General features: G+C 42.0%; 15 protein-coding genes. 6 read left to right on the top strand and 9 right to left on the bottom strand.

Annotation, left to right across the window (positions count from 1 at the left end):
- Positions 1-393 precede the first annotated feature (393 nt).
- On the top strand, positions 394-603 hold the full coding sequence (locus V7K97_RS08775) for a hypothetical protein (RefSeq protein WP_334800482.1): 210 nt from the start codon (positions 394-396) through the stop codon (positions 601-603).
- Positions 604-762: 159 nt separating this feature from the next.
- On the opposite strand, the gene V7K97_RS08770 is transcribed toward V7K97_RS08775, so the two are convergent.
- Both V7K97_RS08770 and aroB read right to left on the bottom strand, forming a co-directional pair.
- Positions 763-1341, bottom strand: coding sequence for a Uma2 family endonuclease (locus V7K97_RS08770; RefSeq protein WP_334800481.1), 579 nt, complete (start codon positions 1339-1341; stop codon positions 763-765).
- Between the two features lie 101 nt (positions 1342-1442).
- The gene (gene aroB, locus V7K97_RS08765) at positions 1443-2576 is read right to left on the bottom strand and encodes a 3-dehydroquinate synthase (RefSeq protein WP_334800480.1); all 1134 of its coding nucleotides are present in this window, start codon (positions 2574-2576) and stop codon (positions 1443-1445) included.
- 167 nt (positions 2577-2743) lie between these two features.
- Between aroB and petL the strand changes: the two genes are divergently transcribed.
- Complete coding sequence (gene petL / locus V7K97_RS08760; protein WP_094332720.1) at positions 2744-2839, top strand: cytochrome b6-f complex subunit PetL; 96 nt, start codon at positions 2744-2746, stop codon at positions 2837-2839.
- Between the two features lie 267 nt (positions 2840-3106).
- Here the strand turns inward: petL and def are convergent, their stop codons facing one another.
- Positions 3107-3637 (bottom strand): peptide deformylase, encoded by a 531-nt coding sequence (gene def / locus V7K97_RS08755; protein WP_334800479.1) that lies wholly within the window; start codon positions 3635-3637, stop codon positions 3107-3109.
- Positions 3638-3682: 45 nt separating this feature from the next.
- Entirely contained in the window at positions 3683-4942 is a 1260-nt protein-coding gene (locus V7K97_RS08750; protein ID WP_334800478.1) for an HhoA/HhoB/HtrA family serine endopeptidase, read from the bottom strand.
- Between the two features lie 344 nt (positions 4943-5286).
- Between V7K97_RS08750 and dnaA the strand changes: the two genes are divergently transcribed.
- The 4 genes from dnaA to dnaN all read left to right on the top strand — a co-directional run bounded on the left by dnaA (position 5287) and on the right by dnaN (position 8534).
- Positions 5287-6669, top strand: coding sequence for a chromosomal replication initiator protein DnaA (gene dnaA, locus V7K97_RS08745; protein ID WP_334800477.1), 1383 nt, complete (start codon positions 5287-5289; stop codon positions 6667-6669).
- A gap of 282 nt (positions 6670-6951) precedes the next feature.
- The gene (locus tag V7K97_RS08740) at positions 6952-7149 is read left to right on the top strand and encodes a hypothetical protein (RefSeq protein ID WP_334800476.1); all 198 of its coding nucleotides are present in this window, start codon (positions 6952-6954) and stop codon (positions 7147-7149) included.
- 72 nt (positions 7150-7221) lie between these two features.
- Positions 7222-7374 carry a hypothetical protein gene (locus V7K97_RS08735; RefSeq protein WP_334800475.1) on the top strand — a complete coding sequence of 51 codons (153 nt, stop codon included), beginning with the start codon at positions 7222-7224 and terminating at the stop codon, positions 7372-7374.
- A complete protein-coding gene (gene dnaN, locus V7K97_RS08730) occupies positions 7371-8534 on the top strand; it encodes a DNA polymerase III subunit beta (RefSeq protein WP_334800474.1) in 1164 nt (387 codons plus the stop codon). The genes V7K97_RS08735 and dnaN overlap by 4 nt, the downstream gene beginning before the upstream one ends.
- A gap of 1081 nt (positions 8535-9615) precedes the next feature.
- On the opposite strand, the gene V7K97_RS08725 is transcribed toward dnaN, so the two are convergent.
- From V7K97_RS08725 to V7K97_RS08705, 5 genes are all read right to left on the bottom strand, one after another.
- On the bottom strand, positions 9616-10386 hold the full coding sequence (locus tag V7K97_RS08725) for a lipoate--protein ligase family protein (protein ID WP_334800473.1): 771 nt from the start codon (positions 10384-10386) through the stop codon (positions 9616-9618).
- Between the two features lie 5 nt (positions 10387-10391).
- Complete coding sequence (gene coaBC, locus V7K97_RS08720) at positions 10392-11600, bottom strand: bifunctional phosphopantothenoylcysteine decarboxylase/phosphopantothenate--cysteine ligase CoaBC (protein ID WP_334800471.1); 1209 nt, start codon at positions 11598-11600, stop codon at positions 10392-10394.
- 140 nt (positions 11601-11740) lie between these two features.
- Complete coding sequence (gene isiD, locus V7K97_RS08715) at positions 11741-11953, bottom strand: protein IsiD (RefSeq protein ID WP_179064795.1); 213 nt, start codon at positions 11951-11953, stop codon at positions 11741-11743.
- Positions 11954-12108: 155 nt separating this feature from the next.
- Positions 12109-12714, bottom strand: coding sequence for an alpha/beta hydrolase (locus V7K97_RS08710; protein ID WP_442936862.1), 606 nt, complete (start codon positions 12712-12714; stop codon positions 12109-12111).
- Between the two features lie 148 nt (positions 12715-12862).
- Positions 12863-13165: a hypothetical protein gene (locus V7K97_RS08705; protein ID WP_334800469.1), complete on the bottom strand. Its 303-nt coding sequence runs from the start codon at positions 13163-13165 to the stop codon at positions 12863-12865.
- Positions 13166-13277 lie beyond the last annotated feature (112 nt).

Here is a 13277-nt window from a genome sequence, read left to right as displayed (position 1 = left end):
GTAACAAGCTAACTATACAAACTATACTCCCTTCTGCCTGTTAGATTCACCACTCACCTAGATTGGGAAACCCCCGCAACTGACTTTTGCTGACTAGCCTAAATTTAATAACCGACAACTTTTCTACGTAGGTGAGGCAGTGCTTTGTAGTAACTGGCGTTACGTTATGCGATCGCGATCGCGCCCCACAAACCTATATAATTGAAAAATCTCACACTTTCAAGGCATAGAAACGTCAATAGTCATTCTCTTGATCAAAGGAACATTATACCCGTAAAGACTACGAGCGATCAAGATTAAATTACCAGATATTTAAAAAATCAAAAAAGTGTGGAATAATGCATAGGTGATAAATTTAATTGCACTCCATAGATTGATAACAAATGTAAAGCTATGATTGCTCAACATTACAATTCAATTCATGTTGATAACAACTTCCTTAAACAAATCAAAATTAAAGAAAATCAGCTAAAAATTGCCCAAGAATCTCATATGATCCATGTGGCAGAAGCATTACAGAATCAATTATTAAACTTACAGCGTCAATTGTCAGAGCCGCAAGACGTTGAAATTCAGGCGTTGATGAGTTTGCTAGACGATTAAGATTGTAAATTCTCCCGTGGTAGGCAGCGCCAAAATATTGACTTTTTGCCATTGCTGTGATGCTTCTTGCTTGAGAGCTTCTAGATGGTAAATGACGGTGCTTTCGTCTTGGGCTGTGACTGTCCAGCGATCGCTAGATGCAAAAAGTCAAAAAGTGTGCTATTCGGTATCTAATGGTATTTTTGCCTTTTGAAACACCTGCTCAACAGTGAATTCCAATCCCGGAAATAAAGAATCTGTCAGTAATTCTTCTCCCATATAAGTTTGTGGCGCTGCATCTGGATAAAAAACAGTGATACTTCTCGCCTGACTATCTAATACCCACACCCGCAGGACTTTAGCATCTAAATAGTCTTTGGCTTTAGCCGCCATTTGTCCAAAAGTTTGTCCGGGTGAAATAATCTCAATCACCAAATCAGGAGGAACAGAACATGCTCCTTCTTGATCCCAATCAGGGGGTAAACGTTCATTAGAAATATACAAAATATCCGGTATTGGCATCCAATCTCGCCCTCGACGGGTTAATGCCACAGCTAATTCAGGGCAAACTTCTCCTTTACCCTGGCAGCATTGCTCAATCAAATTGAGAAGGGCGCGGGTAAGTTTAGAGTGGAATTTTTTTGGTGACATCTTCGGAATTGCTTGACCATCAACTAGTTCGTAGGTGATATCTTCCTTGCTGGGTGTAAGATTCAAGAACTCTTGCAAAGTTAATTTATTTTTGGCTTGGAGTATCATGGCTCATTAATTCGTAATTCCTAATTCGTAATTGAAGAACAGAGCAACTAATTTTTATTCTGACTCCTGAATTCTGACTCCTGAATTGTTCTTCAAATTATTCACATTCCTCGTAACACTTGCCGAATAATATCCGATGGCACTTCATCAGTAACTGTTACTACACCAATCGACCTTGGTAAAACAAACCGCACTTTCCCTGCTTTGACTTTTTTATCTAACTGCAACGCCTCAATAATTGCTTCAATATCTACCCCATCTGGTAACTGAGTCGGTAAACCCGTTTTTTGAATTAAAGCATTTTGACGTTCCGTGTCTTCCTTTTGCCACAGTCCCAAATCCACAGCAATTTGACCGGCTGCTACCATGCCAATGGCTACCGCTTCACCGTGATTTACTAAACGATAACCAGTCAAACTTTCTACTGCATGCCCGATGGTATGTCCATAGTTGAGAATTGCCCGTAATCCGCCTTCTTTTTCATCTTTGCTAACAACGTCAGCTTTAGCTTGACAAGAGCGTATTAATATGTAATTTATCAGTTCAGGTTTGACATAGCGGAGTTGGTCGAGACGTTTACTTGCTTCTAACTGGGCAAACAATTCGGCATCCCAAATCACACCGTACTTAATAACTTCTGCCATTCCTGCCCGAAACTCACGCATAGGTAGGGTTTTTAACACATCTGGGTCAATCCAAACCAAACGCGGTTGATGGAATGCCCCAATCAAGTTTTTGCCGTGGGGATGATTTACGCCAGTTTTGCCACCAATTGCCGAATCTACCATCGCCAAGAGAGAGGTAGGCACTTGAACAACATTAATACCGCGCAGCCAAGTTGCGGCGGCAAAGCCAGTCATATCGCCAATCACACCTCCGCCCAAAGCCACCATCGTAGAAGAACGTTCTAGGCGGTTTTCTAAGGCGATATCGTAGAGTTTTTGGATAGAATTGGGGGTTTTGTAGCGTTCTCCAGGTGGTAGGGTACAACTAGCAACTTCAAATCCAGCAGATATCAGAGATGTAATTACTCTTTCGCCAAAATGCTTAAAAATCGTCGGATTAGAAACTAGCAATACCTTTTTGCCTAGCTTGAGACTGGCCATCTTTTGACCCAGCTGATCTAAACCCGAAGGTGCGTTAGCGTCGCTCACCGTTGCCGTAGCGTCTGGTAGAGAAGGTATCGCAATCTCATAAGACTGCTCTGGTAAATTTACATTAATTACAGAAGTCATTGCCCAACCCCAAACAAGCGCCCGTGGGCTGTATTGTATCGCAATCTGGGCAGTGAGGACTGGGGATTGGCGACTAGGGATTGGGGGATAAGGATAATAACCCATACCCAATGCCCAACAACTAATGATTCAATAGATTTAGGAAGAAGTATTGTGGAGAAAAATAAATGTTTGCAATTGCAGCTTATATCGGCTTTTTAGCTTTGTTCTTTGGTTTGTCTGTTGGTCTGCTGTTTGGTCTGCGGACTGCCAAAATAATTTAGCCAAGACTCTTGTGGGGTAGGCAAGATGCCTGCCCTCAATTTACTAATGACGGGCATCTTGCCATTGGTGTCAAGTTATAGCGGTTCTCGGTTGAGTGAGGCACAAGAACTCCACCCCCAACCCCCTCCCCGCTCTTCGAGAGGGGGCTTAAGATGTACCTCATCTGATTAGGAAGCGCTATAAAGCCTCAGCCCAAATGTCAAGCTACCTGTCGGCATTGCGTTAATGTCGTTGAAAAAGAGGCAAGGGAGCAGTGAGCAAATTTATTAACTTTTAACAACTTGTTGTTGATATTCCTGTTCAGTAATCATATCGAGAGTGTTTTCTAGACGATCTACAAATACGATACCGTCGAGATGATCGTATTCGTGTTGAAAAATCCGAGCGATAAAATCGGTTAATTCTTGCTTTTGTAAGTTGCCTTGAAAGTCAGTGTATTCAACTTCAATAGCTTGATAACGAGGAACTAAACCCCTAATTCCGGGAACACTTAAACAACCTTCCCAATCTTTAACAACTTCGGTTGAATGAGCAATTATTTTGGGATTAATCATGGCAGTAGGTTCCATTTCCGGGGCGTTGGGATACCTGGCATTAGGATGGGAAGCCACAATAAATAAACGATAGGATTGTGCTACTTGAGGCGCAGCAATTCCCACCCCGTTAGCTTTGACAACAGTGGCGATTAAGTCTTGAATTAATTTTTGGATATGCTCATCTTGAATATTCTCAACCCAAGCAGCTTTTTGGCGCAATGTTGGATTGCCTAATTGAATGATTGGCGCTAATTCGGTCATGATAAAAATCCTTTTGGGAATTGGGAATTGGGCTAATGACTAAGATCATCCTTCACGTCTCACGGGCAAAGGAGCAGGTTGTACTCCTAGTTGGACAATTTGCCCATTACGTTCTACTTCTATTGGTAACTTAGTACCGATTTTGCTATTTTCTACTAACTTTTGTACTTGTTCGATTTTAGTAACAGGTTGGCTATTAATGCTTTTAATCACATCACCAACTCGTAGTCCAGCCTCAGATGCAGGCGATCGCGGCACAATCTCAACCAGCAAAACGCCGTTTTCTGCTGTCAGATTTAAGCGATCGCCAGCTGCCTTTTTGATTCTTTCTTTATTTTCTGGTGTCAATGTCACCATCTGAACACCCAAATAAGGATGATCCACCTTACCTGTAGCAATTAATTCTTGGGCAATTTTTTGCACGGTGTTAATGGGTATAGCAAATCCCAAACCTTGAGCGCCTCGGATAATCGCTGTGTTCATGGCAATTACTTGGCCACGAGTATTTAGCAATGGCCCACCGGAATTACCAGGATTAATCGCTGCATCAGTTTGGATGTAATCAACCCGCTTGTCACTAGCACCGATGTCGCTACTAGAACGACCTGTAGCACTAACAATTCCAGCAGTGACGGTATTATTCAACCCTAATGGATTACCAATGGCAATTACAGTCTCTCCTGGTTGCAAAGCATCGGAATTACCCACAGATAGAGTTGGCAGATTATTAGCATCAATTTTGATCGCAGCCACATCGGTTACTGGATCTTCACCCAAAACTTTACCATCAAAAGTCCGGCCATCTTTAAGTGTGACAGTCACTCTATCAGCACCATCTACCACATGGGAATTCGTCACAATTTGACCTGAAGAATTAATGATAAATCCAGAGCCACTACCCCGCTCTATACGTTGTCTAGTCTGTGGCGCTGCATCTCCAAAAAACCCCCGGAAAAATGGATCGTTGTTAAATTCGTCTGGTATGCGAGAAGTGATTGTTCGGGAAGAATCAATGCGAACTACCGCAGGCCCCACCTGTTGCACTACTTTCACAATAAAATTAGGGTCTCCAGAGGAAGAGATCATTGGCGGAGGGACAATTACCGAATTGGGTTCTATGATCTTTTGGGTTTGAGGCTCGCTTTGTTGAGTCTCAAAGGTCTTCGCTGGTAGAAGAGAGCAGCTCGCCAGGAACACCACTGCTACCCCTGAGAGCATCCCCAGAATATTATCTGCTCCCCATCTGTGGGGCAAACGCCTGGTATTAATCTTTTTGGGGGCTGAGTGATGGTTTCTTGTCTTCATGTGTCGTTGCTTCTCCGTGTCAGTCAGTGGGTGTTAGGATCTTGCCAACTGGGTATGTCCCAAAATGATTACAACTTAAAAGCTTATTTTAGGTCTAGCGTGTCTCAATGCTAAATTCATGCCCTCTGCAAATTTCTCTCAAACCCAACCTCTTACCTCTCCCTAAGCCTCTCCTACGAGGAGAGGGAAGCCGAAAAACTTTTGTTGCTGTCAGGAGAGCAAGAATCAAAGCCTTTGTCTGTGGGAGAGAGGAATGGAAGCGGGCTTATAAGGATAAGTTGTACATCGCCTTAAATTTATGCTTTCTCTTCTATTGTGACAATTAGCAGCAAAGGTGGTGGATAATGGAAATTCCCATAGAAAGTCTGTGGAGTCAGGTACTAGAGCGTCTAAAGCTTGAACTATCTCGCCCCACCTTTGAAACTTGGATTAAAACTGCTAGTGCAGAGCGATTAGAAAATAATTGCTTGGTAATCCGCACTCCTAACCCGTTTGCTCGTAATTGGTTACAGAAGTATTACATCAATACCATTGCTCATGTAGTCCAAGATATTCTCGGTCATCCTGTGGGAATTTACATTACTGTTGCTCAAGGTGATGAAGCTTCTCATTTTAATGAGCGAGAGATTTCTTGGCAATCACCAAACCCCAGTAGTATTTCTGAAGCTGTTCTGCATCACAATCATAAAACGACTGAATTAAATTCTAAATATGTCTTTTCCCGATTTGTAGTTGGTGCCAACAATCGGATGGCTCACGCTGCTTCTTTGGCAGTTGCAGAATCTCCAGGTAAAGAGTTTAATCCTTTGTTTTTATGCGGTGGCGTAGGTTTGGGTAAAACTCATCTGATGCAAGCTATTGGTCATTATCGCTGGGAAATTTCTCCTGATTGTAAAATATTTTATGTTTCTACTGAGAAGTTTACTAATGATTTAATTACAGCGATTCGTAAGGATAGTATGCAGAGTTTCCGAGATCATTATCGAGCTGCTGATCTTTTATTAGTTGATGATATTCAGTTTCTGGAAGGGAAGGAATACACCCAAGAAGAATTTTTTTATACTTTTAATACTTTACACGAAGCTGGTAAACAAGTTGTCATTGCTTCTGATCGTCCTCCTAACCAGATTTCTAGTTTGCAGGAACGTCTTTGTTCTCGGTTTTCTATGGGGTTAATTGCAGATATCCAAAAGCCAGATTTAGAAACGAGAATGGCAATTTTGCAAAAAAAGGCCGAGGATGAAAATATTAGTCTTCCCCGCGATGTAATTGAGTATATTGCTTCTAACTATACTTCTAATATTCGAGAATTAGAAGGAGCTTTAATTCGGGCGGTGGCTTATATTTCTATTTGGGGCTTACCGATGACGGTAGAAAATATCACACCAGTTTTAGAACCGCCAAACGAAAAAATGGCAGCTACCCCCGAAGCAATTTTAAAGGTGGTGGCGGATAATTTTGATATTTCCATAGACGACCTTAAAAGTAACTCACGACGAAGAGAAATTAGCTGGGCGCGTCAAATAGGGATGTATCTTATGCGCCAACACACAGCTCTAAGTTTGCCAAGAATTGGCGAGGAGTTTGGTGGTAAAGACCATACAACGGTGATTTACAGTTGCGATAAAATTACTCAACTTCACCAGAGCGATCGCACCTTATCACAAACTATCCGCCAACTGAGCGATCGCATCAATATGACTAGCCGTTCTCAAAAACCATCCTGAAGATAGATTAAGTTTTCCACAACCAGTAGTTTGGTAATTAGCATTTACGGCTGAATATTTAGTCGATAATATTAAGTAACGTATAAAAATTGATTAAATTTAACTTAGATTTGGCAAAAAACTGTGGAAAACTTGATATTTTACTAACAAAACTTAATTAAGTATAATTACCTTGTGGAGAAGTAGGTGAGTTTTTCCACAAGTTTTCCACAGATGTAAAGTAGTTTATGTTATTTGTAACAAGACACCCTATGGAAGGCTTGGTATTGAGGCAAATAATTTATGACAGCTAGAGAGCAACTTATTGAAGAAATTGGGCAAGTTTCAGATTCTCTAGTTGAAGAAGTGTTAGACTTCTTGCTATTTATAAAAGGTAGACAGGATCAGAAGAATTCCACATCTGATAGTGAGAAAAGCCAGCCATCAGAGCAAAGCATTCTAGAGCGCATGGGAGGAATACCCCATGCAACACAGACCTAACCCCCAGCCCCCTTTCCTACAAGGGAAGGGGAGTAAGATCAAAGCCTCTCTCCTAAGAGGAGAGAGGTCAAAATGTATTACATCCAAGCGAGAACCGCTATATTTATCGGCGCTATCGTAACCAACCGTTTAAACGAGTTTTTTACCCTTAAGCAAGTTTGTGGGCGATCGCCTATAAACATAAGGATGTTAGGATATCTTTCACTAGCTGCATCTGACTTATGAAATTAGTTTGCTCCCAAAGCGATCTCAGTACAAATCTCTCACTCGTTAGTCGTGCAGTACCCTCACGACCAACTCATCCCGTACTTGCCAATGTGCTGTTACAAGCCGATGCCCAAACTAACCAAGTAAGCTTAACAGCCTTCGATCTCAGCTTGGGAATCCGCACCAGCTTTAACGCAGAGGTATGGCAAAGTGGTGCGATCGCACTTCCTGCTAAGTTACTTGTAGACATCACCTCTCGTCTTCCAGAGGGCGAAATCACTCTAGACGATGAATCAGCCCTCACAGGTGCAACAGCCGGTGGAGAAGGTTTAATTGTTACACTCACACCCAAGAGTGGATATTACCAAGTCCGAGCAATGGGGCCGGAAGAATTTCCCGAACTACCTGTAATTGAAAATACAGAAGTCATTAATCTCACCACCACCGCATTAATTGAGGGATTACGCGGTTCATTATTTGCTACAAGTAGTGATGAAACTAAGCAAGTACTCACTGGAGTACATTTAACAGTTAAACAAGATACTTTAGAATTTGCAGCTACCGACGGACATCGCCTCGCAGTGGTAGAAACTAGTAACGAACGTCCTTTAGGTGGAACTAGTCAACTAGAAGTGACAGTACCAGCTAGAGCATTACGCGAACTCCAACGAATGCTAGCTCATAGCGCCTCATCAGATGAACCTGTAGCTTTATATTTCGATCAAGGTCAAGTTGTATTTGCATGGCAAAATCAACGCTTGACTAGTCGCACATTAGAAGGGCAATATCCTGCTTATCGACAATTAATCCCACGCCAATTTGAGCGACAAGTAACAATTGAACGGCGACAATTTGTGAGTACTTTAGAACGGATTGCTGTATTAGCCGATCAGAAAAATAATATTGTCAAGGTAAGTATTGATAGTGAAGCCCAAGAAATTACCTTATCATGTGAAGCTCAAGATGTGGGCAGTGGTAGAGAGTCAATGCCGGCACAGATTTCTGGTGAAAATATTGAAATTGCTTTCAACATTAAATATTTGATGGAAGGCTTGAAAGAATTACCATCTTCCGAAATTCAAATGCATTTAAATCAAAGCCTAACTCCAGTGATTTTTACACCATTGGGCGGTTTGAAAATGACCTATTTAGCTATGCCCGTGCAACTTAGAAGTTAAAAAGAATGACATAAACCCAACAAATGATTTATTACCCAATACGCTTGGGTTAAGATTTTATCTTCCCTAACCCTCCTTAAAAAGCTACTGTGTACACATAAGTCTCTCTTAACAGAATTTACGGTTTATCGAATAGCCCAAAGAAACCTCACCGAACAAGGCAAAAGTAAAAAGTAAAAAGGCACTCATCAAGAAAAAGAAAAATGGTTTGAGAGCAACTAAATTTATTTATGGAATCAAATAAAAACATTTATAACGATAGCGCCGGCGGCAAGCGAGTCATCGAGCGTCGTGGCGCAGCGCGTTCGCATGATCGCGTCTCGTAGAGAGAAATAAGGTGTCATTATTAAATCCCCTCAATTTATTTATGGGGATTATCTTTTTACTTTTTACTTCTTAACCTGGTTCTGCTACGCAAAACCTGTCCCTCTCCTTGGTAAGGAGAAGGATGTTCGTCAGGACAGGGTGAGGTTTTTTTGTTTTGGGTAATTCGATGACTTGTATGTACACCGTAGCCTTAAAAAGGAGGGAATTAACCAAGCCTTTTTAACACTTCTCAGTTATCTGGGACTTGCTGCTCCGAAAAACTTATCTAAACCTAATCAAACTAGTTAATTAAGTTAGTGTTTTCTTCCTGCTTCTACCAAGGTAGACGGCTACTTCTTGTCCACAGGCGTATAAGTTAAGATCGAGCCGACCTTACTTTTTTAGATGGTCTGTATTATAGACTTCTAACTCATATTTAAGTTCAGGGTAACTGAAAGTTTGAGAGATTTAAAAACCCTTCATTTACATGAGGGGTTAATCCCATCACCTTACGTAAGTCATTTTACACAATTCCTTGAACAGTAAGTTAACTACCTTGCTCATCAGCTTTCCCTGGATATGTTTGCCACCTAGCAGTTTCTCACACTGTAAAAATATGCTGTACAGCGATTTTACTAGGACTTACGCACTTTACACATTGACCATGATATGCAAAGTCAGCTTGTTAAACTAAAAGTCTTGCCCACTTTGGCATTCTACGTATTTACTACATAATCTCAAGTTTTGGAATCGGCGATACCTACGGTGAGCTACGTTAACGCACTTCATACAGCGATCGCAATTTGAGGATATCTTGCCATTCAAGATCAGTGAATGGTTGGGTAACTAGTTCTATGCCAAAGTACTGTTTTGCCGTCTCTGTCAGTGTATCCACAATCTTGACAATCCAGCTATCCTCTTCCTGTGTGTTGCAAAATGAGGTATTCCACGGAGCCGATTGTTCAAAGATTTCCTGAAATAAACCTTTGTCTGTAGACAAAATCATTGAGCCGTGTTGAAGAATGGTATTTCTTCCTTTGCGTTGGGCACTGCCAATAAATTTACTTCCATCGGCAGTAACTAAATCAGCTGCTGTTGCTGTGTTGAAGCAACTGGGATTATGAATGTAACCTCGTTCGGCAGAACCATAATTTAACTCAATACCCAAGGTTTGCCAGCCTTGGATCAAAAAGTTACAGATTTTTTCATAAGTACCCCAACTTCTTCCAGTACTAGCTGAGGTAATCAGAGCGTAGGTTAAGTTTCCTTGGTGGAGAACAGCTCTACCTCCCGTTGGACGACGAACTAGATCGAGTGCCTGTCCCTGGTAAATCAGATTATGCCACTCGGCAGGCCATTGTTTTTGCAGATGTCCCAAGGAGAGCGCATAAGGATACCAGGTATAAAAACGCAGGGTAGATGGATGCTGTCCCTTTTCATATTGGTTGAACAACCAAGCATCGATCGCCATTTGCACTTCTCCTGATGTCTGAAGCATTGGGATGAAACGCCAGGTAGATGGTGATTCGGTTGCTAATTCTCTCATCTGTTTCAGACTATGGAAAGAAAATCAAATAACTGATGCGCCATTTCTAATTTAGAACAAGGTGCAATTTCTACCTGATGTCCTTGGCTATCTAAAAATATTGCTTGATTATTATCACTCCCAAAACCACTATCAGGTTGATCGATGGGATTGGCAACAATGACATCCAATTTTTTATTCTGTAATTTTTCTAACGCAGGCTTGACAATATCACCAGTTTGTGCTGCAAAACCAATTAATATTTGATGTGGCTGTTTCTGTTGTGCTAGCTGGGCGACTATATCCGGTACTGGTACTAGGGGTAAAGCTTGGGGAAGCGATCGCTTGGGCAATTTCTCTGTACTATAATCTCGCGGCTTCACATCTGCCACGGCTGATGACATAACAATAATATCAGCGTTGGGTAAAGATTCCACCATGACGTGATACATTTGCTCGGCACTAACAACGGGAATTCCTTGCACTCCCAATGGTACATCCCAATTAGCTGGGCAATATACCAAGGTGACGTTTGCCCCTCTATGAAGTGCCGCTTGCGCTAAAGCTAATCCCATTTTACCTGTGGAAGGATTGCCAATAAACCTCACTGGGTCAAGAAACTCTCGTGTTCCTCCAGCGCTAATTAACACTCGTTTACCTGATAAATCTCGTTTACCTTGAGTGTGTAATAACGATTGGATGTGAGCCAAAATTTCTGGAGGTTCTGCTAATCTACCAGCACCGATGCGATCGCACGCTAATAAACCCGATGCTGTATTCATCCCATGATACCGGCTATCTGTCAATAACAGTTGCCAATTGCGTTGTACCGATTGCTGTTCCCACATATCTGTATTCATTGCAGGCGCTAACAGCACAGGACAAGTAGAAGCCAGCACGGTATTTGTGAGTAAATTATCCGCCATTCCGTAGGTTAACTTGGCTAATGTATTAGCTGTTAAGGGGGCAACTACCATGACATCTGCCCATTCACCCAACTCAATGTGCAAAGGACGAGAGTGAGTTGGTTGCCAAAAATCATCATCTGTGTAGGCCAGATGACGAGATAGGGTGGCTAAAGTCAGAGGCGTGATAAATTTTTGCGCCGAAGGGGTGAGGATGACTCGGACTTCCACCCCAGTTTTAAACAGCGTCGAAACCAGTTCACAGATTTTGTAGGCGGCGATACCGCCACCTACACCAATTAGAACCCTGTTCAATTTTGGATTAGTCATGGTAAAAAGTTAGGAGTAAGTAGTAACTTAAGAGCAAGTAGTTACGAATATTAATTTCCAACTCCTAACTCCTGTACAGACGCGATTAATCGCGTCTCTCCTGTACAGACGCGATTAATCGCGTCTCTCCTAACTCTTAACTACGCTTCATCGTAGGGTTCCAAGTCTAAGAGATAGATATAGGGTTCAACTAACTCTGGACGCTGAAATGCGATCGCTCGCAATAGATGCCAATCATTTAAACCCTCAAAAGCATTGCTATAATTATCCAGTTCCAGACGTGTAGCTAGTTCTTCTACTTCTGCCGCACTCATGGCAGCAATTTCTTTTTGGGAAATGCTTAGAGTTGTCATAATGCTTGCCCCTCCCTTATGCAGCACATCGCCTTCAGCATGGGTTAAGTTGCGCCAAACGCAGCCACCCAATATATATTACTCATTAGAGACCATTAATTTTGTGAAAATTGTCAGAATTTGTACCAGAATTTATAAAAAATTCGTAATGCTGACTAGCCAATTGTATTGACAACGAAATTCCGTAGCACTTTTAACGTTTGTGGATTGATTTCATGCCCCATGTCAAATTCGTGGTATTCCACCGCCACTCCTAGAGACTTTAGAGTTTCTCGTGCCTTCAAAGCAGCTTGCAGGGGCACAACTTCATCATATTTCCCGTGGGTGATTAAAGTTGGCGGAATCCCGCTTTTAGCTGGTGTTAGTGCATCAGGATGTAAATACCCACTCATGACAACTAAACCTGCTAGGGGTAATTTTGAGCCGACATCTAAAGTCATTGCTCCGCCTTGAGAAAATCCACTGAGAATGGTGCGTGACAAAGGTACGCCAGTGGTACTTTCTAGAGATTCCAAAAAATCTGTTAGCAGTTGCCGACTTTCTGGCAACCCTTCATACATATTTTCCACCCGCAGGTCATACCACGCCTTCCCGATCGGGGAATAGGCATAAGGATAAGGTGCATTGGGCAATACAAACTGGTAATTAGGTAAGTTGAGCAAGGGTAACAAAGATGCTACATCTTCAGCATTAGCACCCCAACCATGCAAAGTGACAATTAAGCCTGCGGGGGGTTGAGAAGTGGCTGTGGGAACGGTGATAGCTTGTAAAGACAGAGGTTTACTCCTAAAATTCTACTCTTTTAATAAATCCTATCTCTTCAAGCAGACTTAGTATTTAATGCTTGTTCAAAGAATGCGATCGTCATAGACATCGCTAAGTACAGCATTTCATAAATCCGTGACGAATTTAGTGAGCTACTAGTACAGCACGGCGTAAATAAACATACCATTTCAATTCACTGGATGCCATAAAATAGCGATCGCTAAAAACTGTTTCTAATTGTGTAAAAATCCGTCTACCTGCCACAGCTACCCAAGGAAATGTTCGATATTGAGGTACTACGGGTATAATTAAGCCTTGAGGAGTTAGAGAACGTCCTAGCGCACTTCTCCAAGCTTGCGGATCTTCTAATACCTGTTGGCGGATGTCATCTTCTGAGTGTTCATTAAGCAGAAGCGCCCGAAGTTCGTCTTCCCAGCCGCTTTCCATATCAACCTCCGCAACCAGTTCAGCCTATTACTCCTGAAATAGGAAGATACCCAGACGATCGTTCATCAATGTGATCTAAACAGTGATAAAAGGGGTGAACAGGTTTAAGTAT

The sequence above is a fragment of the Nostoc sp. genome (genome assembly GCF_036917815.1).
GTDB lineage: Bacteria > Cyanobacteriota > Cyanobacteriia > Cyanobacteriales > Nostocaceae > Nostoc.
Note: the sequence above shows the minus strand (reverse complement) of the source record. Positions and strands in the feature narration are given on the sequence as shown.